The organism is Ectopseudomonas oleovorans (genome assembly GCF_029845265.1).
Lineage (GTDB): Bacteria > Pseudomonadota > Gammaproteobacteria > Pseudomonadales > Pseudomonadaceae > Aquipseudomonas > Aquipseudomonas oleovorans.
In genome coordinates this window covers 114,638-134,376 of the sequence record NZ_JAOCLK010000001.1, presented here as the reverse complement: position 1 = coordinate 134,376, position 19,739 = coordinate 114,638, and the positions used below count along the sequence as shown (strand labels likewise).

General features: G+C 61.2%; 20 protein-coding genes and 1 pseudogene. 4 read left to right on the top strand and 17 right to left on the bottom strand.

Annotated features, from left to right (window positions below):
- Positions 1-186: 186 nt before the first annotated feature.
- Both N5J71_RS00710 and N5J71_RS00705 read left to right on the top strand, forming a co-directional pair.
- Positions 187-759, top strand: coding sequence for a LemA family protein (locus N5J71_RS00710; RefSeq protein WP_279916085.1), 573 nt, complete (start codon positions 187-189; stop codon positions 757-759).
- Positions 760-769: 10 nt separating this feature from the next.
- Entirely contained in the window at positions 770-1,675 is a 906-nt protein-coding gene (locus tag N5J71_RS00705) for a GIDE domain-containing protein (RefSeq protein WP_279916083.1), read from the top strand.
- 60 nt (positions 1,676-1,735) lie between these two features.
- Here the strand turns inward: N5J71_RS00705 and N5J71_RS00700 are convergent, their stop codons facing one another.
- The 3 genes from N5J71_RS00700 to bsrA all read right to left on the bottom strand — a co-directional run bounded on the left by N5J71_RS00700 (position 1,736) and on the right by bsrA (position 5,173).
- Entirely contained in the window at positions 1,736-3,790 is a 2,055-nt protein-coding gene (locus N5J71_RS00700) for a putative bifunctional diguanylate cyclase/phosphodiesterase (RefSeq protein ID WP_279916081.1), read from the bottom strand.
- Positions 3,791-3,941: 151 nt separating this feature from the next.
- The gene (locus N5J71_RS00695) at positions 3,942-4,154 is read right to left on the bottom strand and encodes a hypothetical protein (RefSeq protein ID WP_279916079.1); all 213 of its coding nucleotides are present in this window, start codon (positions 4,152-4,154) and stop codon (positions 3,942-3,944) included.
- Between the two features lie 116 nt (positions 4,155-4,270).
- Positions 4,271-5,173 (bottom strand): LysR family transcriptional regulator BsrA, encoded by a 903-nt coding sequence (bsrA, locus tag N5J71_RS00690; protein ID WP_279870199.1) that lies wholly within the window; start codon positions 5,171-5,173, stop codon positions 4,271-4,273.
- 87 nt (positions 5,174-5,260) lie between these two features.
- On the opposite strand from bsrA, the gene N5J71_RS00685 reads away from it, so the two are divergent.
- Entirely contained in the window at positions 5,261-6,394 is a 1,134-nt protein-coding gene (locus N5J71_RS00685) for a sterol desaturase/SRPBCC family protein (protein ID WP_279916159.1), read from the top strand.
- A 50-nt stretch (positions 6,395-6,444) separates the two neighbouring features.
- On the opposite strand, the gene trmB is transcribed toward N5J71_RS00685, so the two are convergent.
- The 7 genes and pseudogenes from trmB to N5J71_RS00650 all read right to left on the bottom strand — a co-directional run bounded on the left by trmB (position 6,445) and on the right by N5J71_RS00650 (position 11,226).
- Entirely contained in the window at positions 6,445-7,173 is a 729-nt protein-coding gene (gene trmB, locus N5J71_RS00680; protein ID WP_279916077.1) for a tRNA (guanosine(46)-N7)-methyltransferase TrmB, read from the bottom strand.
- A 9-nt stretch (positions 7,174-7,182) separates the two neighbouring features.
- On the bottom strand, positions 7,183-7,974 hold the full coding sequence (locus N5J71_RS00675; protein ID WP_279916075.1) for a thiazole synthase: 792 nt from the start codon (positions 7,972-7,974) through the stop codon (positions 7,183-7,185).
- 47 nt (positions 7,975-8,021) lie between these two features.
- Positions 8,022-8,222, bottom strand: a complete 201-nt coding sequence (gene thiS / locus N5J71_RS00670) for a sulfur carrier protein ThiS (protein ID WP_279916073.1) — start codon at positions 8,220-8,222, stop codon at positions 8,022-8,024.
- 86 nt (positions 8,223-8,308) lie between these two features.
- Positions 8,309-8,443 (bottom strand): annotated as a pseudogene (locus N5J71_RS00665) (DUF423 domain-containing protein); the annotation flags it as partial.
- 59 nt (positions 8,444-8,502) lie between these two features.
- A complete protein-coding gene (locus tag N5J71_RS00660) occupies positions 8,503-9,792 on the bottom strand; it encodes an ISL3-like element ISPpu12 family transposase (protein WP_279916071.1) in 1,290 nt (429 codons plus the stop codon).
- 21 nt (positions 9,793-9,813) lie between these two features.
- The gene (lspA, locus tag N5J71_RS00655) at positions 9,814-10,326 is read right to left on the bottom strand and encodes a signal peptidase II (RefSeq protein WP_004863699.1); all 513 of its coding nucleotides are present in this window, start codon (positions 10,324-10,326) and stop codon (positions 9,814-9,816) included.
- A gap of 3 nt (positions 10,327-10,329) precedes the next feature.
- Entirely contained in the window at positions 10,330-11,226 is an 897-nt protein-coding gene (locus N5J71_RS00650) for a cation efflux transmembrane domain-containing protein (RefSeq protein ID WP_072676343.1), read from the bottom strand.
- 95 nt (positions 11,227-11,321) lie between these two features.
- Between N5J71_RS00650 and cadR the strand changes: the two genes are divergently transcribed.
- Complete coding sequence (gene cadR / locus N5J71_RS00645) at positions 11,322-11,729, top strand: Cd(II)/Pb(II)-responsive transcriptional regulator (RefSeq protein WP_004364961.1); 408 nt, start codon at positions 11,322-11,324, stop codon at positions 11,727-11,729.
- A gap of 319 nt (positions 11,730-12,048) precedes the next feature.
- Here the strand turns inward: cadR and N5J71_RS00640 are convergent, their stop codons facing one another.
- From N5J71_RS00640 to N5J71_RS00610, 7 genes are all read right to left on the bottom strand, one after another.
- Positions 12,049-12,630 (bottom strand): superoxide dismutase, encoded by a 582-nt coding sequence (locus N5J71_RS00640; protein WP_003462535.1) that lies wholly within the window; start codon positions 12,628-12,630, stop codon positions 12,049-12,051.
- A 208-nt stretch (positions 12,631-12,838) separates the two neighbouring features.
- Positions 12,839-14,170: a DUF58 domain-containing protein gene (locus tag N5J71_RS00635; RefSeq protein WP_279916068.1), complete on the bottom strand. Its 1,332-nt coding sequence runs from the start codon at positions 14,168-14,170 to the stop codon at positions 12,839-12,841.
- A complete protein-coding gene (locus N5J71_RS00630) occupies positions 14,167-15,201 on the bottom strand; it encodes an AAA family ATPase (protein ID WP_279916067.1) in 1,035 nt (344 codons plus the stop codon). The genes N5J71_RS00635 and N5J71_RS00630 overlap by 4 nt, the downstream gene beginning before the upstream one ends.
- Positions 15,198-16,379, bottom strand: a complete 1,182-nt coding sequence (locus N5J71_RS00625; RefSeq protein ID WP_279916066.1) for a DUF4350 domain-containing protein — start codon at positions 16,377-16,379, stop codon at positions 15,198-15,200. The genes N5J71_RS00630 and N5J71_RS00625 overlap by 4 nt, the downstream gene beginning before the upstream one ends.
- Complete coding sequence (locus N5J71_RS00620) at positions 16,376-17,962, bottom strand: DUF4129 domain-containing protein (RefSeq protein ID WP_279916065.1); 1,587 nt, start codon at positions 17,960-17,962, stop codon at positions 16,376-16,378. Before N5J71_RS00620 ends, N5J71_RS00625 begins: the two co-directional genes overlap by 4 nt.
- A complete protein-coding gene (locus tag N5J71_RS00615) occupies positions 17,949-18,929 on the bottom strand; it encodes a stage II sporulation protein M (RefSeq protein ID WP_279916064.1) in 981 nt (326 codons plus the stop codon). The genes N5J71_RS00620 and N5J71_RS00615 overlap by 14 nt, the downstream gene beginning before the upstream one ends.
- Positions 18,926-19,651 carry an RDD family protein gene (locus N5J71_RS00610; RefSeq protein WP_003462518.1) on the bottom strand — a complete coding sequence of 242 codons (726 nt, stop codon included), beginning with the start codon at positions 19,649-19,651 and terminating at the stop codon, positions 18,926-18,928. The genes N5J71_RS00615 and N5J71_RS00610 overlap by 4 nt, the downstream gene beginning before the upstream one ends.
- Positions 19,652-19,739 lie beyond the last annotated feature (88 nt).

The following is a 19,739-nucleotide window of genomic DNA, read 5'->3' as shown; positions in this document are numbered from 1 at the left end:
GGGTCCTTTGCATGTACGAAATATGAGTGGTACTCGGTAGTACCTGAAAAACTGCAGCATAATGCAAATGTTTCGCATTATGTGTAAAGGCCATTATTCATCGCTGTGCAGGATATCGCTGCCGAGGCGTCACGCTGCCGCTAGAATGCCAGCACCTGAATCGCAGTTCTGCCTGGAGAAAACTGCATGAGCCTGACCGCTGTGATCGTCCTCGTTGTCCTCGTCCTGCTCGGCGCCTACGCGGTGTCCCTGTACAACGGCCTGGTGCGCCTCAAGCATGGGGTGAGCAAGGCCTGGTCGAACATCGATGTGCTGCTCAAGCAGCGTCATGACGAACTGCCCAAACTGGTGGAAACCTGCAAGCAGTACATGCAGTACGAAGGCGCCACCCTGGAGCGGGTGATCACGGCCCGTAGCGCCGTGGCCAGTGCCCGTGAACAGCATGATGTCGGCGCTCTGGGCAAGGCCGAGAGCGGGTTGCGCGCCGGCCTCGGTCAGCTGTTCGCGCTGGCCGAGAATTACCCTGAGCTGAAGGCCAACGACAGCTTCCAGCACCTGCAGCAGCGCATCAGCGGGCTGGAAAATGGCATCGCCGACCGCCGCGAGCTGTACAACGAGGCGGTCAACCTCAACAACGTGCGCATCGAGCAGTTCCCCGACGTGATCGTCGCGCGCCTGTTCAACTTCCAGGCTGCCGAGTTGCTGGTGTTCAGCGATGCAGAAAAGGCTGATGTGGATCTGAAGTCGCTGTTCAGCTGAGCACTTGCCGATGATGCAGGCCGATCCCCTGGGTTTCTTCTTTACCCTGAGCTTCACCCTCGGTGCCTGCCTGGGCGGCGCCTGGTGGTGTTTGCGGCGCTGGTCGCAGGCGCGCCACCTGCTCGATACGCCAACCTCGAAGATACGCTCGGCGGCGCAGGGGTATGTCGAACTCTACGGCGTGCTCGAAGCGCTACCGGATGTGCAGCCGCGTGGGCCGCTGACGGGGAAACCTTGCCTGTGGTGGCGCTTTCGTATCGAGGAATATCGCTCCAGTGGCAAGAAGCGCAGCTGGCGGGTGATCGAAAGTGGCACCAGTGATGCCTGGCTGCGCCTGGTCGATGGTACCGGTGAATGCCTGATCGATCCGCGTGGTGCCGAGATCCGTACGGCCGTGCGTGACGTCTGGCAGGGTCACCTGCGCCACCCGCTGGGGCCGGCCAAGACGGGATTGCTCGGCTTTCTCAGCAGTGGTACGCGCTATCGCTACACCGAAGAGCGCTTCCATGTCGGGCAACCCTTGTATGCCATTGGTGATTTTCGTACCCGTGGCGCGGCGCAGCAGGGGTTCGACAGGCATGCCGCTCAGGGTGAAGTGATCCGTGAATGGAAGGGCGATTACCTCGGCCTGTTGCGCCGTTTTGACAGCGACGGCAACGGTGAACTCGATGAGCAGGAATGGAATCGCGTACGACTGGCTGCACAACTGGAGGCTGAAGACCGGCATCGGCAAAAGGCATTGGAGCCGATGCAGCATCAGATGGCCAAGCCTGGCGAGCGGCAGCCGTTCATTCTCTCCAACAGCGGAGAAGACGAGCTGGCGCGCAGCTTCTACTGGCAGGCTGCGGGTGGCGCCGTATTGTGCCTGCTCGGTGCATTGGCCACGGCCTGGCTGTTTGGCGTGCAGAACTGGTAAGCGCGATTGCGGGTACGAATGAAAACGCCGCGACCAATCGCGGCGTTCCTGTTTGAGTGGTCAGAGCGTCGCCGCTGAGCTCAGGCGCCGCGCCTGCTTGAGAAACAGCGTCAGCTCACGTGCCGGCAGTGGCTTGCTGTACAGGTAACCCTGACCTTCATGGCAGCCCTGGGCAATGATGTAGGCTTCCTGCTCGGCGGTTTCCACGCCCTCGGCGATGACCTGCATGCCCAGGCTCTTGCCCAGCTGGATGATGGCGCGAACGATGGTGGCATCGTCTTCATCTTCGAGCAGATCCTGGACGAAGCTCTTGTCGATCTTGATCTTGTCCAGCGGCAGACTTTTCAGATAGCTCAGCGAGGAATAGCCGGTACCGAAGTCATCGATGGCGATCAGTGCACCGGAGCGGCGCAGGCTGAGCAGATGCTGGGCGGCGGTACTGATGTCTTCCATCAGGCCGGTTTCGGTGACCTCCAGCTCCAGGCTTTTCGGCGGCAGGCGGTAGACCTGCATCAGATTGTTGACCACGCGCGGCAGCTCGGCGTGGTGCAACTGCACGGTAGACAGGTTGATGGCCATGCGCAGGTTGCTGAAGCCCTGGTCGTGCCATTCCCTTAGCTGGCGGCAGCTCTGGTCGAGAATCCACTCGCCGATGGGAATGATGGTGCCGTTCTGCTCGGCCAGCGGGATGAACAGATCCGGCGCCACGAAACCATGCTGTGGATGTTGCCAGTGCAGCAGCGCCTCGACGCCGACGATGCTGTGATCGCGATAATCCACCTGCGGCTGGTAGACCAGGTGCAGCTGGTTCTGCGCCAGGGCGTCGCGCAGATCCTTTTCCAGCTCACGGCGGCGGCGCATCTCGCTGTCGACGCTGGCGATATAAAACTGGTAACGGTTGCGCGAGCGGCTCTTGGCCAGGGTCATGGTCTGTTCGGCTTTTTGCAGCAGTTTCTCGGTGCTGTCGCCGTCTTCCGGGAACAGGGTGATGCCGATGGTGGCGCGCAGGCGGACTTCGTGCTGATCGAGCATAAAGGGCTGCTCCAGATCATCGAGTACGCTTTGCGCCAGTTCGGCGGCTTCATAGGGTTGTTCGATATAGGCCTGGACCAGGGCGAACTGGTCGCCCCCCAGGCGTGCCAGCGCACCAAGGCGGCCGCTGTGACTGCGCAGGCGGTCGGAGAGGGCGAGCAGCAACTGGTCGCCGCTTTGATAGCTGAATTGCTCGTTGATGCCCTTGAAATCATCCAGGCCGACGCAGAGCACGGCGACGCGGCGCTGCAGGCGGCCGGCATCTTCGAGAATCTGGTCGAGTTGCTGCTGCAGTTGCTGGCGGTTCGGCAGGCCCGTGAGGAAATCGTACTGCGCCATGCGTATCAGACTATTCTCGGCCTCATGACGCAGATGCGTGTTGCGTTCGATGGAGGCCAGCAACTGGTTGGCCGTATTGATCCACAGGCCCAGTTCGTTCTTCTCGTTGCCCGGCAGCATCGGCAGCTTGTGTTCGCTGGGGCGGTCGGGGTTGATGTTGGTCAGGTGCTCGATGATTTTCGACAGCGGTTTGGTCAGCAGCCAGTGATAGACCAGATAGAGCACCAGCCCCATGGCCATGGCGCGCAGCACGCCCGATATGAAGATGATCACCGAGTTGGTGACGAAACTCTCGCCATAAGGCGCGGTGTCCAGGGAGATGTTGAGGTCACCGTAATACTCGCTGTAGGGGCCGCGCCCCACCAGTTTGGTCGAAAACAGCTGCTCCTTGCCGAGAAAAGTGTCGGTCAGCCAGCGCGTGGGCATCTGTGCCAGATCACGCGAGCGCTCGGCGAGCATTGGCTCGTTGGGATGGCCGATGGAGGCGTAGCGTACCGCCTCGTGCTGAAACAGGCCTTCGATCACCTGCATGCCCATTTCCCGGTCCAGGCTGTAGACCGCTTGCGTCGACGGGTCGCGGAACATGCCGAGGATGCGATGGGCGTCGTTGGCAATCGCCTGGCGGGTCTTGTAGGCATCGAAAACGATCTGCGTACAGCTCAACACCACCCCGACCACGAATGCTGACAGCAGCACCACGCGGAGCAACTTGAGCGACAAGCTGTTTTTCAATTCCAGCTTCAAAGGCAATTCCTTGTGTCGGTGCGTACAGCGTCAATCTGACGAGAGTATTGGCAATCTAACCTTGGCCTTCAAAGGGCCATCATCGCTAATTGGTACTTTTTACGGGTATACGGATTTAATGGTTGATGGGGTGAAGGTGCCCCATCAACCATTAAATCCGTATACCCCTTTTATTCTTGATTATTGGCAACACCGCCAGCACAACCAGCACCGCACCCACCACCCGCACCACACCCACCTCGACCGGGCTTCTGCTGGCACCGGTATAACCGACCCAGTGAAACCCGCCTTCGGGGTCTGCCGTCAGCAACAGCAGGCCGAGCATGCCGACCAGAAACAGGAAAATGTAGGGGACCAGGTGCATGGAAAACCTTTCACAGCAAATTCATGAAAATAATGAGTCTAGTATTCAGCATACATAGCCCCCTTGACGCAGCCAAAGACAAACAGCAGAAATCTATCCCCTGCCAGCAGCTTTCACTAAATATCTGCCGCAGCTTGTAGCTGCCGACGCAACCACTGCAGCCCGACCGAGGCATCCTGCTGCCGGTGCCAGATCAGGCTGACCTGGATCGGCGCCAGGTCCATCGGCAAGGGGAACACCTGCAGGTCATATTGCGCCGCGCAATGTTCGGCTAACGCCTTGGGTATAGTGCCCAGCAATCGGCTTTGTGAGACCACCGCCGGAATCGCCAGATAGTGGGGCACCAGCAACTTCACCTTGCGCTGGACCCTGGCCGAGCCGAGCACAATTTCCAGCGGCGAACCGCGCCCGGCACGGGGGTGTACCGAGACGTGGCTGGCCTCCTTGTACTGCGCCAACGTCAATTGGCGCTGGATATCAGGGTGCTCAGCACTGGCAACCACCACCAACGCCTCTTCACGCAAGGGCTCGTAGCGCAACTCGTCGTCGAAATGCAGATAGTCGATAGCCAGATCCAGCTCGCCGGTGCGCAGACGCTTGACCAGGGTGTCGGCATCGTCGGATTGCACCGATAGCACCAGACGCGGAGCCAGTGCCTGCAAGCGCGTCAGCGCAACGGGCAGGAACACCGCCTGTGCGTAGTCATTCATCGACACCCGAAACGTCAGCTCACTGTTGCTATCAATCTCGGCCTGCGGCGCCAGGCCGGTGCGCAGCACGTGCAATGCCTCCCGCACCGGCCCATACAGTACCTGGGCCTGGGGCGTCGGTAGCATGCCACGCGCAGTACGCTGGAACAGCGGCTCGCCAAGTTGCTTGCGCAATCGGGCCAGCGCATTGCTGACGGTAGACTGGCTAAGGTGCAGGCGCACGGCGGCACGCGACAGGTTCTGCTCCTGCATAAGGGCATCAAAGACCAGCAACAGATTCAGATCGAGCTGACGTAAATTCGTAATCATCAATATCTATCTTTCAAAATATCCATTTGAAAAATAATGATGCCCTGCCTATTGTCGAGTCAATAAATAGACTAAATGGGTATGCGTATGCAGTTCGATACAACCAGCTTTCGTGCGCGCTACCGCGCCGGCATCAAGCCCGGCTACAACGCCTGGCTACATGGCGGCTTTGTGTTGCTGTTCGGCACGCTGTGCATCGGTTTTCTGTTAACCAGGATTACCAACCCATCGCTCTGGGAATGGCTGACGGTGCCCTTGGCGCTGATCTTTTACAACTGGGGCGAGTACCAGATTCACAAGAATCTGGGGCACGTTAAACACCGCTTCAGCAAGCTGTTCTATCAACGCCATACCGGCGATCACCACAGCTTTTTTGCCTACGGCCAGATGAACTTTGAAACGCCCAAAGACTGGCGGGTCATTTTCTTCCCCGCCTGGCTGATCGTGATATTCGCCACCATCAACCTGACCGCCTTCTGGGCGCTGAGCCAGTGGAACACCAATGTCGCTGCGCTGTTTTGCGCCACCTTGCTGATGGGTTATCTCGCCTACGAGATCATGCATGCCTGCGAACACCTGCCGACACAGCACCCACTGTCGCAACTACCTTGGGTCCGCGGCATGCGCCGGCTGCATGAGCTGCACCATGCCCGCGAGCTGATGCACAACTTCAATTTCAATATCGTCTTCCCGCTCTGGGATTGGCTGTACGGCACACTGTACACGGACAACCCGAACAGCAAAGACGACCAGCCAATGACGCGGATGCAGCACCATGTGGATATCCCGCGCGCGCCCGATCATCTGCTGGCCTACCTCGCCACGCCGACACGCTGGCACGAGTGGCATCACTACAGAGTTGCCATCCAGGGCCCCAAGGGCACGCTGGGTGCCGGCGAACGCTTTGAATACAGCAGTGAACGCGCCGGCTTTCTGCTCTGGGATGTGCTTGACTATAGTCCCGGACAACGCTGGGTAGCACGGGCACGCGGCAGATACGGCCTGATGATGCGCGTAACCTACGACTGCACACCACTGGGCACCGGCAGCCGCTTCATCCGCACGGTGCAGTACCGCTTTAACCACCCGGTCGGACGCCTGGCCAACCGGCTGTTTGTGCGCAAACGGCTGGAGAAGGACTCAGCTGATTTGTTAAAAAATCTTGGCGAGGTGGCAGAGCAGCGGATACCCGCTTCACCGCTTTCCGAGCGCGATGCGTAGACCAGTGAACCGTCCAGGCGGTTGCGCTATTGCAATCGCCCAGCTTTAAATCACCCCACCCGCTCAAACTTCAAATCCCACACCCCATGTCCTAACCGCTCACCGCGCTTCTCGAACTTGGTGATCGGGCGCTCTTCCGGGCGGGGAACGAAGGTGCCGTCTTCCGCCAGGTTACGGTAGCCGGGGGCGGCTTGCATGATTTCGAGCATGTGTTCGGCATAGTGCTGCCAGTCGGTGGCCATATGAAAGATGCCGCCGGGTTTGAGTTTCTGGCGGACTTTCTGCACAAAATCAGGCTGTACGATACGGCGTTTATGGTGCTTTTTCTTGTGCCAGGGGTCCGGGAAGAACAACATCAGGCGGTCGAGGCTGGCGTCGGGGATGGCTTTGTCTAGCACTTCGATGGCGTCGCAGTCGTAGACGCGCAGGTTGCTGATGCCGGCTTTGAGCACGTTGTTCAGCAGCGCACCAACACCAGGGCGGTGGACTTCGATGCCGATAAAGTCCTGTTCGGGGCTGTTTTGCGCCATTTCCAGCAGGGAGTTGCCCATACCGAAGCCGATTTCCAGGTTGCGCGGGGCCTCGCGGCCGAACACGCTGTCCAGATCCAGCTGACCATCCTTGAGGCTGAGGCCGAAGCGCGGCCAGCCCTGGTCCATGCCTTTCTGCTGGCCTTCGGTCATGCGCCCGGCGCGCATGACGAAACTGCGGATGCTGCGGCGGTGTTCGGGGGCTACGTTGCCTTGGTTCTCAGGCTGCTCAATCGGGATATCGGACATCAGGGTTTCTCAATTTATAGTGCCATCAATGGGCGACGACGCGCTGGCGTAGAGTTTGCGCGGCATGCGGCCTGCAAGGTAGGCGGCGCGGCCGGCGAGTATGGCGTGCTTCATGGCTTCGGCCATGAGGACCGGTTGCCGGGCGTGGGCGATGGCGGTGTTCATCAGGACGCCGGCGCAGCCCAGTTCCATGGCTATGGTGGCATCCGAGGCGGTGCCGACGCCGGCATCAACCAGTACCGGGACGGTGGCTTCTTCGAGGATGATGCGCAGGTTCCAGGGGTTGCAGATGCCCATGCCGGAACCGATCAGGCCGGCCAGCGGCATCACAGCAACGCAGCCCATGGCGGCCAGTTCGCGGGCAATGATGGGGTCGTCACTGGTATAGACCATGACGTCGAAGCCATCTTTGACCAGCACTTCGGCGGCCTTGAGGGTTTCCACCACATTGGGGAACAGGGTTTTCTGGTCGGCGAGCACTTCCAGCTTGACCAGTTTGTGACCATCCAGCAGCTCGCGCGCCAGTTTGCAGGTGCGCACGGCATCCTCGGCGGTATAGCAGCCGGCGGTGTTGGGCAGGATGGTGTAACGGTCCGGCGGGATCACGTCGAGCAGGTTGGGCTCGCCGGGGTTCTGACCGATGTTGGTGCGGCGGATGGCGACGGTGACGATCTCCGCGCCGGAGGCTTCAATCGCGGCGCCGGTTTCGGCCAGGTCCTTGTATTTGCCGGTGCCAACCAGCAAACGCGAATTGTAACGAACGCCGGCGATCTCGAAGGCGTCTTGCGACATATCAGTCATGCTGTCTCCCGCAGTCAGGTAATTGCCGATAATGGCAGGGGCGTTGTTTAACCACCGCCGATGGCGTGCACAATCTCTACCCGGTCACCCGCTTGCAGGGTAGTCTCGGCGTATTGGCTGCGCGGCACTATATTCAGGTTGTGTTCGATGGCCAGCCGCTTGCCGGCCAGCTCCAGCTGTTCCAGCAGTTCGGCCAGGGTGACTGGGCGCTCCAGGTCGTAGGCTTCGCCATTGAGTTGAATCTGCATGGGGCACTCGATAGGGGATGGATCAGCTGGCTATGATACCGCGATGCGTGGGCTTTTCCGAGCCTGCAGGCGTGCAGAACAGCTGTTTACAGATGGCGCCAGACAGCTAGGCCGAATAACAGCCAGCCCACCAGGAAAGCCACGCCACCGATCGGGGTGATCATGCCCAGACGGCTGATGCCACTCAGCGCCATGAGATAAAGACTGCCGGAGAACAGCAGGGGGTATACGGATTTAATGGTTGATGGGGCACCTTCACCCCATCAATCTGATACCACCCTCAGATGGTTGATAGATCGACTCCGTAGTTGAGTTCCTCTGCGAAGTCCGGCAGTCCGTAACCGATGGTTTTCTTGTAGAAAGGAGAGACCTTCGCAGTCGGTGCCTTCTTCTTGTGCTTCGTGGTGTAGAGCATTCGTGCCCGCATCACCTCGAAGGAGTAACCGCGCCCTTCACGGTTCTTGTCCTTGGCCAGTCGGTTGATGGACTCCGTGTAAGCGTTGGTGACGGGCATGTCCGTCTCGAAGTAGGTCATGGTCTCTTCGCGCCAGTTTCCCACTGCCCTGACCAGATCGCTCCAGACTTCCTTTTGGCCCTTCGGGATGGTGGCTATCCACTCGTCCAGGGCGGTTTCTGCCTGGAGCCGTGTGGTGGCGTCCCAGATGCCGTAGAAGCGCTCCTTGTGCTCGTAGGCGGCCAGCAGTTGCGGGAACGCGCCTGTCCAGGTCTCCATGATGAGGCGCTCCCGGTCTGAGACTTCGTGAGCGCGTTTCAGCAGGATTTTCCGGTCTCCCTTGAGAGTCCGGCTCTGGGACGGTTTCAGCTCCTTTCTGAGGCCCTTGCGCACTCTCTCTAGGGCATCGTTGGCCATGCGCACCACATGGAACTTATCGACCACGATACGGGCCTGGGGCAGCACAGCCTTGACCGCTGCCCGGTAGGGGTTCCACATGTCCATGCTGACGATCTCGACCTTCTGCCGGTCTTTCAGCTTCATCAGGTAGTTGGTCACCACGTCCTGGCGGCGGGTGGCCAGAAGGTCGAGCAGGGTTCGCTCCTCAATGTTGGTCAGAATGCAGCGGTAGCGCTTGTTCAGGTATAGCTCGTCAATGCCCAGGATGCGGGGCGTCTCGAAGCGGTGCCAGCGCCCCAGGAACTCGGCGCGGGCGTTGAAGATGTCGCGCACCGTCTTCTCGTCCAGGCCGGTCTGTGCCGCCACAAAGGTGTAGGGGTGGTTGAAGGATTCCTTCTCCACGTACTCATGCAGCCGCAGTGTCATACGGAATCCGTCCACCATCTCCGGTAGCTGGGGCCTGAATGTTGTCTTGCAGGCCCGGCAGGTGTATCGGCGGCGGACCACCCAGAGAGTGACCCGCTTGCCGTGGATGGGCAGATCACGATAGGGAACGTCACGCTTGCCGAACCGTACGAACTCACCCTGCACGCCGCATTCCTCGCAGGCGATGGGATCGGGCACGTCCACCTGGAAGTGCATTTCGTCGTCGGTTGATTTGCAGCCCAGTACTTGGTATTGCGGCAGGTGAAGGATGTTGTCGGGAAGTTCGGTCATGGTGTTGTATAGGCGTAGGTGTCAGTCAGATCCATCCGGCTCGGCATTGGTGTTTGCTTTTTTACCCAACAAGCTGCTGGAAACGAAAAGTAAGGCACCGAGGACAATTGCAATATCAGCCAGGTTGAAGGCCGGCCAATGCCAGTCTCGCCAATAGAAATCAAAGGAATCCACAACATAGCCGCGAAAGACCCGGTCAATCAGGTTGCCCATGGCGCCACCGAGGATAAGACTGTAAGCGATGGCTTCTCCTTTATGACGATTTTCAAGGATCAGCTTGATCAGAAAAATCGAGACCACTACCGCGATTCCGATAAAAAAGTAGCGCTGCCAGCCTCCACCATTCGCAAAAAGACTGAATGCGGCACCGGTGTTCCATAGGTGCACCCAGTTAAAGAACGGGGTCACCGAAACATACTCGCCATAGGCCATTGATTGCTGCACCAGCCACTTTACAGCCTGATCAGACGCTGCCAGCAGGCCCGATATGGACAATAGGGCATACGGCGAGAGCTTTTTGCCAATAATGAGCATTATTTAACCCTTCAACGCCAGAATGCGTCTGGCACCGTTAAGTACAATGACCCCCGCGATGGTGCCGATAATCAGATCCGGATAATTGGACCCGGTCCACGCGACCAGGGCGCCGGCGGTGATGACCCCCAGGTTGATCACCACGTCGTTGGCCGAAAATATCCAGCTAGCCTTCATATGAGCTCCGCCCCCTCGATGTTTGGATACCATCAGCAGACAGGCGGTATTGGCAATCAATGCGACGAATGCGATGGCTATCATCACCAGCGATTCAGGCTCACTACCGAATACAAAGCGCCTCACGACCTCTACGAGTACGCCAACAGCCAAAACCAGTTGGACCACACCAGCAACGTGCGCAACACGGACCTGCCTTTTCACGCTATGCCCAACCGCATAAAGAGCGAGTCCGTACACTGCCGCATCAGCAAAATTGTCCAGGGACTCTGCAATGAGGCCAGTTGACTGAGCCATCAGACCGGCAGTCATTTCCACCACGAACAGAAGTGCATTGATGCCGAGCAACCAGCGCAGGGTCCCGGATTCTTGCTTAGCAGAAGCTGCCGAAAACTCGGCGGCCTTGATGGTCTCCGGATTTGCAGCGACGGTTTCCTGAAGCGAGGCGCCTAGCCCCAAGGTCTTCAGTTTCGAGGTGACGGGCTCGACCTCGCCGTCATGCACGACCTTCAGCCGGCGGTTCGACAAGTCGAAGGACAGCGCCCGAATCTCCTCAAAGCCGTTCAGGGCTAGGCGAATCATTCGTTCTTCTGATGGACAGTCCATCTTCGGCACGGCATAAACACTGACCCATCTCCCTGGCGCCTCGGAGGAGGCCTGTATATCGGTATCCGCTGCGGACGTTGCATCACCGCCACAGGCGCCACCACAGGATTTGCTCATGATACGACTCCACTTGAACAATGTTGTGGTACCATTTAAAACTATAAAGCTACTATAAGGTCAATAGAGTAAAGAATCCGTTGGGGAGGAGGCTGATGCGCATTGGTCAGTTGGCGCAGTTGGTAGGGGTCGAAACACAGACGATCCGCTTCTATGAACAGCAGGGCTTGTTGCCGCCGCCTGATCGGCAGGACAACGGTTACCGTGTCTATACCGAGAAGCATGGTGAGGGGCTGGCCTTCATCCGTCGCTGCAGAATCCTGGGCCTGTCACTGGCTGAGATTCACGAACTACAGAGCTATCAGGACGACCCTCATCAGCCTTGTACCGCCGTCAACGCCTTGCTCGATGATCACATCTCTCATGTGCGGTCGCAGATAACCGCTCTGCAAGCGCTTGAGAAACAACTCGTTTCACTGAGAGCGAGTTGCAACGATGACCGGGAAGTTGAGGCGTGTGGGGTTCTTGCTGGAATTAGCGAAGGAAACATGCACCAGCAGTAGGTGAAGCATCAACCAGATAATCCGATGAGATGCCGGTCTGTCTCACTCTCATGCAAAGGTAAGATCAACCATTTAATCCGCTTACCCCTTTTTACCCAACAAATCAGAGCCTGGAGCGAGTCCGTACGTTGAGCCGGCCACTGCACTGTGTCGGTGTCAGGGCAGCAGACTTGAGCATCTGTACGCATCGTTCGTCTATCGAGTGTCGGCTCTGCAGCCGATTGCAGGCATAAGGCGCATCATCTGACAGCATTCTCAACGGCCGAAAACGAAAAACCCAGTCATCGGGACCGGGTTTTTCGCATGACACGGCTTGGAATCAGGCCGCGTAGTTCTGGGCGACGAAGTCCCAGTTGACCAGGTTCCAGAACGCCTCGACGTACTTCGGACGCAGGTTGCGGTAGTCGATGTAGTAGGCATGTTCCCAGACGTCGCAGGTCAGCAGCGGAGTGTCGCCACTGGTCAGCGGGCAGCCGGCGCCGATGGTGCTGGCCAGGGCCAAGGAACCGTCAGCCTTCTTCACCAGCCAGCCCCAGCCGGAACCGAAGGTGCCGATGGAGACCTTGCTGAACTCTTCCTTGAACTTGTCGAAGGAACCGAAGGCCGCGTTGATGGCGTCAGCCAGGGCGCCAGTGGGCTGGCCACCGCCGTTCGGCGACAGGCAGTTCCAGTAGAAGGTGTGGTTCCACACCTGGGCGGCGTTGTTGAAGATACCGCCCGAGGAGGTCTTGACGATTTCTTCCAGGCTCTTGCCTTCGAACTCGGTGCCCGGCACCAGGTTGTTAAGGTTCACGACGTAGGTGTTGTGGTGCTTGTCGTGGTGGAACTCGAGAGTCTCGGCAGAAATGTGCGGCTCGAGGGCGTTCTTTTCGTAAGGCAGCGGCGGCAATTCAAAAGCCATGGTCTATCTCCTACTCAGGTCGTGTGCGGTATGCGCAAGGCCGATCACGGGCGGCCCACAGGCGGCGTCGAGTTTGTACTCTTTGCGCCGCAGGCCCGGGATCATAGCACCCGGTCACGACCATAACCACGCAACATCTGTGTGGAAAAGCCGGTGCCAGGGTCTCTGCAGCAATGGCTTCGACTTTCTGTTGTGGCGGCAGTCGCTTCTAGGGTGCGCCGGCCTTCTTCCAGGACAGATAGCTGCTGACCAGCTCCGGGCCCAGTTCGCCCGGGCGGACGTCGAGCACCGGCACGTCATGGGCAGCCAGGCGCTCATGCAGGTCGGCGCGGGCATTGAGGTAGTCCAGCGTGCCGCAGTAGGCCAGGGCCTGTTCGAACTGTTCCACCGGCGTCTGGCGCAGACGATCCAGCGCTTCCTCGCGCAGGCTGGCGATCAGCACGCGATGCTGGCGCGACAGGCGGCGCACGGCGGTTAGCAGATCCTGATCGTCTTCGTCGCGCAGGTTGGTCACCAATACCACCAGCGAGCGGCGCCGCTGACGCGCCAGCAGCAGGTCGGCCGCAGCGCTGAAATCGGCCGGTTGCTGGCTGGTATCGAGGTCATAGACGGCGTTGAGCAGCACGTTCAACTGCGCAGGGCCCTTGACCGGCGCCAGGTAACGCGACTGGTTGCCGGCGAAGGTCGCCAGGCCCACGGCATCGCCCTGGCGCAGTGCCACGTAGCTGAGCAGCAGGCAGGCGTTGAGCGCGTGGTCGAAGTGCGACAGCTCGTCGTCCTGGCTGCGCATGCGCCGGCCGCAGTCGAGCAAAAAGACGATCTGCTGATCGCGCTCGTCCTGATATTCACGGGCGATGGGCATGCGCTTGCGCGCAGTGGCCTTCCAGTCGATCTGGCGCAGGGTGTCGCCATCACGAAATTCACGCAACTGGTGAAACTCCAGGCCCAGGCCGCGACGCGGGCGCTGACGCACGCCCAGTTGGCTCAGCCAGTCGTCGACGGCCTTGAGCTGCGCGCCGTAGAGGCGGGCAAAGTCCGGGTAGACGCGGCTTTCGCCAGCCAGTGGCAGCAGGCGCCTGGCCTGCCACAGACGCAATGGGCTGGGCAGTTGCAGCTCGCACTGGGTGAAGTGGAAATGCCCACGATTCAATGGTTTCAGGCGATAGCTGAGCTGCGTTTGCTGGCCAGGCTGCAGGGTGATGCGTTGCGGCAGGAAATCGAAAGCCATGCCTTCCGGCACATGGTCGAAGACCTCGATTTCCTGCGGGTGGGCGAAATCGTGATGTGCGATCAATTGCACCTCGCTCCAGCGCCCCAGTGGCAGGTTGCCGGGTAGCACGCGCTCCAGGCGTGGCGAATCCTGGCGGCGCAGCCAGAGGGCATCGACGGCGGCGATCAGTAGCAAAGCCAGCGACAGCCCCCAGGCCAGCGGCATCAGGCTGTCTGCCAGGCGCATGCCGAGCAGGGGCAGGGCGCCGAGCAAGATGGCAGCGGCGAACAGGCCGCCGAGCAGCCCGAGAAGCAGGCGCGAAGGTTTCATAGGCGCGGTGCCGGCACCTGATCGAGCAACTGTTGCAGCACCTGGTCCACCGACAGGCCTTCGATATCCAGCTCCGGTGCCAGGCGTACGCGATGACGCAGCACGGCCAGGGCGCAGCTCTTGATGTCATCCGGCAGAACGAAGTCGCCGCCGCGCAGCAGCGCACGCGCACGGGCGCCGCGCACCAGGGCGATGGAGGCACGCGGCCCGGCACCCATGGCCAGGCCCGGCCAGCTGCGCGTGGCGCGGGCCAGGCGTACGGCGTAATCGAGCACCTGATCATCCAGCGGCAGGTCGCTGGCGATTTTCTGCAGCGCCAGCACGTCCTTGGCCTGCAGCAGGGTGCGCAGCGGGCTGACTTCAAGCATGTCGGCCCTGGCTGAGCGGGTCACCTGGCGCACCATGTTCAGCTCTTCGTCCAGCTGCGGATAATCCATGCGCAGTTTGAGCATGAAACGATCCAGCTCGGCTTCCGGCAGCGGGTAGGTGCCTTCCTGCTCGATCGGGTTCATGGTCGCCAGCACCATGAACGGCAATTGCACCGGCAGGGCGCGGCCTTCCAGGGTCACCTGGCGTTCCTGCATCACTTCCAGCAGGGCGGCCTGGGTCTTGGCCGGTGCGCGGTTGATTTCATCGGCCAGCAGCAGGTTGGTGAACACCGGCCCTTTGCGCAGCTTGAACTGCTCGCTCTGCATGTCGTACACGGCATGGCCGGTAACATCGCTGGGCATCAGGTCCGGGGTGAACTGGATGCGTGCGAACTCGCCACCGAAGCAGCGCGCCAGGGCGCGCACCAGCAGGGTCTTGCCCAGCCCCGGCACACCTTCGACCAACACATGGCCACCGGCGATCAGCGCGGTGAGCACGTCGTCGATCACCGCGTTCTGGCCAATCACAGCCTTGCGCAGTTCGGCGCGCAGGGCCTGGGCCAGTTGGCTGGCGCGTTGGCGCTGTTGTGCTTGCGGGTTGCTCGGTATGGCAGCCGGGGCTTCCTGCTGCGGCAGGTTGTCGTTCTCGGGGATTTCGCTCATAGGGCATTCCTGAGGGTTTGCAGGTGGGCGACCTGGCGGGTGAAGTCACTGGCGGACAGGCGTTGCGGCGGCAATGGGCGCATGGCCTGGCTGATGTCCTTGGCGGGCAGGCGGGTCAGGCGACCGAGCACCTGCCACTGTTCGGCGACGGCGAGCTTCTCGAAACCGGGGTGGCGGCGCCGCGCACGGCGATTGATGTCCTGTTGCAGGCCTCTGAGCAGGCTGTGCTGGCCGCCATGGCGCAGGAGGAAATCGGCGCTGCCGCGCAGGTGTTCCTCGAGCTGACGGCGGGCGCGGCTGACTGGTGCCTGCAACGGACCGTGACGCATGCCGACGTGCCACAGGCTGGCGATGATCAGCAGGGCCAGTACCAGCAGGGCCAGCGGGAAATGGCGCAGCAGCAGGCGGGCCAGGCCGTCGCTGTCGGCGTGGTAGAGCAGGGTCACGGCACTGTCCTGGCTCAGGTACCAGAGCAGCCAGGCATGGTCGTATTCATTGATGGTGCGGTTCTGCCAGATCCACGGATCGCTCAGCACGGTGATCAGGCCATCGCCATGGTACAGCTGCAGCAGGTGCGTGGCGGCCTCGCTATTGGCCCAGGCGTGCGCGCGGTTCTGCGCGTCGTACAGGTGAAAATCGGTGTCGAAGGCGATGTAGGCCGGGGCTTGCTCGTTCTCCAGGTAGAGCTTGGTCAGCTGTGGGTAAGCTGCGTTTTCATCCTGCTCGATTTCTGCCTCGCTGCTTTCTTCCTCATCCAGCTCGTCGCTCATGTACTGCTGGATGCCGAGCAGGTCGAGCAACAGGTCGCCGCTCTGGCCTTGCTCTTCGTCCCACAGGCGTTCGGCGATGAACAGCAGATGACCGCCATTGGCCGTCCATTGCAGCACGCGCTCGACCTGGCGCGGCGTCATGTTGCCACGGTCGGCCAGCAGCATCAGGGTCTGGCCCGCGCTGGGCAGGCCGTCCAGTACAGCCAGGCTTTCGGCGCGACGGGCGACGATACCCTGCTGGCGCAGGAAGTATTCGGCGGCCAGGTAAGGGCTGCTGGCAACCTCGGGGGCTGGGCCATGCTCGATCACGTCTTCATAGGGTTCGAGTTTGCCCAGTAGATAACTGGCGATCAGCCCCAGGCCCAGCAGCAGAGCCGTGGCCAGGGCGAATCCGGTGCGCCGGCTCATGTCGCCTGCTCCTGGCCGAACAGGCTGCGCCAACCCTGGCACAGACCCTCGCGCAGTGATTCGGCTGGTGCGCGGTGACCATAGGCCAGCGCCTGCCAGTGCTGAGTGAGCTGACGACAGTAAGCTTCCAGATCGTGCTGCCCGAGGCCCGCGACCAGCGCGATCACCTCGCCTTCGGTATGCGATTGCTTCAACGGCAGACGGTGTTGGTGCAGCAAACGGCTGAGCAGGGCACGGTAGAGCAAGCCCAGCGCTGCGCGCGGTTGTTCGGCCCAGAGCCGTTCGGCTGCGCTGGCGACATCATCGGGCAGGCTCTCTGGGGCCAGTTCCAGGCCAAAGAGCTGTTGCGGTGCTGGCGGTCGGCGCCGTGCCGGCAGGCCGATGCGTTCGCCAAAGGTCTGCAACCACTGGCGATAGCGCCAGAGGATGAATACCAGCAGCGCGGCCAGCGCGGCCCACAGCAGCACTTCGAAGATTTGCGCGACGACATCCAGGCTTTTCCACCATTCGCCCAGCTTGAGCAGGTTCCTGAGCATATCGAGGAAGGCTTCGACATCTTCCGGGTTGGGCTCTTCGGCAGGTTTTTCGTCGCCCAGGCGCCAGCGCGTGACGGTTTCGCGGTGCTGGAAGGGCGGTTCGTCGAGCAGCGCTTCGATGCTGGCGTGCGCAGCCTGGCTGGTCAGCGGCTGTTTGAGCAGGCGTGGGGCGTCGGGGCCTTGTGGGTCAGCCGGTTCGGTTGCTTCGCTGGCTGCCACAGGCGTATCGGCCAGGGCATTGTCAGGTAGCTGCGTCAGCAGCAGGGCACAACCGAGCAGCAGGGCGTAGGCGCTGCCGGTCAGGCGCTGGCGCAGGCGGCGGAAGGTCAGTTCGATATCCCAGGCTTCCAGGGCGGTACGGCGATTGAGATAGAGGGTGAATCCGCAGGCCACATAGACCGGCTCCCAGAGAATCAGTAGCAGCACGTAAAGCAGGTTGGACAGGTGTTCCAGCCACAGCCACTGGCCACTGCTGGCGGCGATCAGGCTTTCCCAGCTCCAGTTCAGTTCCACCTGTTGCGGCAGCATCATGTAGAACAGCGCGACCAAGCCCATCCACAGGGCGATTTCCACATGCACGCCGACCAGGGTCAGCCAGGTAGCGGCGGCGCTGTCACGCTGACCAAGCACCACCAGGCGCTGGCTGCGCGCCTGGCCGGACAGGCCTTCGAGCTGCTGTACGGGCAGGTCGAAACTGCGCGTCGGGCTGAGGCGGCGCCAGGTCAGGCTGGCCAGCAGTTGTGGTCGCAACAGTTTCGGCAGCGCACGCAGGGATTGCTTAAGCGAGGGCGTATTGCCGAACAGTGCCTGCGAAAGAATGTACAGCGGTAACCGCTCATAGGCGGGCTTGAGCCACCAGAACAGAAAGATGGCCCAGCCCGGATACTGCCAGAGCAAGGCGCAGAGCAGGGCAAACAGTGGCAGGGTGACCAGCGCCCAGCTGGCCATCAGCAGGCCGGCATGACGACGGGCCAGCAGCACGCCGAGGTCGATGGCCTCCCAGGCGCTACGCGGGCGGATGGCAACGCTGGCTTCAGTCAGGCGCATGCTGCCTCCGACCGGCCAGCAGCAGATAACCCAGTACCAGCGCCCAGAGCCCGGCACCGACGGCGTACTTGATGTTCGGGGTGGCGAAGGTGGTGGATGACCAGAAGGCCTCGATGAAGGCGGCCAGCAGCAGGAACAGGATCACCCCGGCCACCAGCTGTATCGCCTTGCCAGCGGCCAGGCGCAAGGCTTCGCCACGGGGCAGGCGGCCGGGGGCGAGCAGCGCCCAGCCGAGCTTGAAACCGGCTGCACCCGCCAGGGCGATGGCGGTCAGCTCGAAGGCGCCATGGCCGATGACGAAGGACCAGAACGGCTCGCCATAGCCGATGCGCGTCAGGTGGCCGGCCACTGCGCCGATCATCAGGCCATTGAACAGCAGGAAGAACAGGCTGCCGAGACCGAGCAGCAGGCCGCTGGCGAAGGTCTGAAAGGCGATGCCGATGTTGTTCATGATGTAGAAGCCGAACATCACCCAGTCGTCGCCCGAACCGCGTTCACTGAAGCGGCCGAGGCGGCGCGCGTCGGGATCGTACATGCGCTCCATTTCGCTGACCTGGTCGGCGCTGACCAGGCTGAAGATCGGCTCGGGATAGAGATAGGTCAGCAGCCCCATCAATGCCAGGCTGCCGAAGAACAGCAGGCTGGCGACGCAGACGCTGCGCCATTCGCTACGTACCAGGCGTGGGAAGCCGCCGAACAGGAAGCGGATCGTCTGTGCGCCGAGGTGGCTGCGATGACGGTAGAACTGCTGGTGGCCACGCATCGCCAGCTGCTGCAGCTGATCGATCAGATGGCTGCTGTAACCGCGGGCCTGGGCCAGGGCCAGATGCTGACAGAGCTGGCGGTAGCGGGCGGCGAAGCTCTGGCAGGTCTGCGGATCGGCCCTGCCGCGCTCGAGCGCCTCGAGCTGACTGTTGAACGCATCCCAGTCTGGCTGATGGCGACTTTCGAACAGGCTCTGTTTCACGGTGCACTCCCCAGCAGGCCACGGGCGATGCCGTTGAGGCGCGGCTCGGCCTGTTCGGCAGGCACTTGTAGCGGTTCGGCCAGCAGCGCCGCCAGCTCCGCTCTGCGGGCGGCGGACAGTTGGCTACCACGTTCGGCAAAACCGAGAATGGCGCGTTGTTCGTCAAGGCTGAGCGGGAAGGGTGCTGGCAGCGGTTCGGCATCGGCAAGCTGCGGTTTGCTCAACGGCGCATCGCGATAGACCACCAGGGTGCCGGCGGCAATATCGCCGAGGCGCTTGAACGCCGGATGGTTCAGGCAACTGATGATGCCCAGGGTGTAGCCGAACGGCAGGATATCGACGAAGCGCAGCAGGTTGCGCGTCAGTGAAGCGGCCCAGCCGATGGGCGTACCGTCATCGTGCACCACGCGCAGGCCGAGCATCTGCTTGCCGGGAGAGCGGCCCTGGTTGAACACCTCGAACAGCACCATGTACCACCAGGTCACGAGAAACAGCAGGATGGTGCCCAGGCCCATGCCGAACTGACCGAGCAGGCCGAGAACGATGAACATCACCATCAGAATCAGGCCACGAATGGCCAGGTCGATGGCGAATGCCAGGGCGCGCGGCACCAGCCCGGCCGGTCGCAGATGCAGATCGATACCTTCCGGCGTTTCGACCTGATAGCGGGTATCCAGAGGCGGCTGGTGGGACGAAAGACTGACGCTTGAGCGTGAAGGCATCGGCGGACTGCATCAAGGAAAGCCCGATGCTAGCGAGCAGCGGGCCACGAACGCAACCGGGCCAGTGAACTGGCCCGAGTGGCGTCGG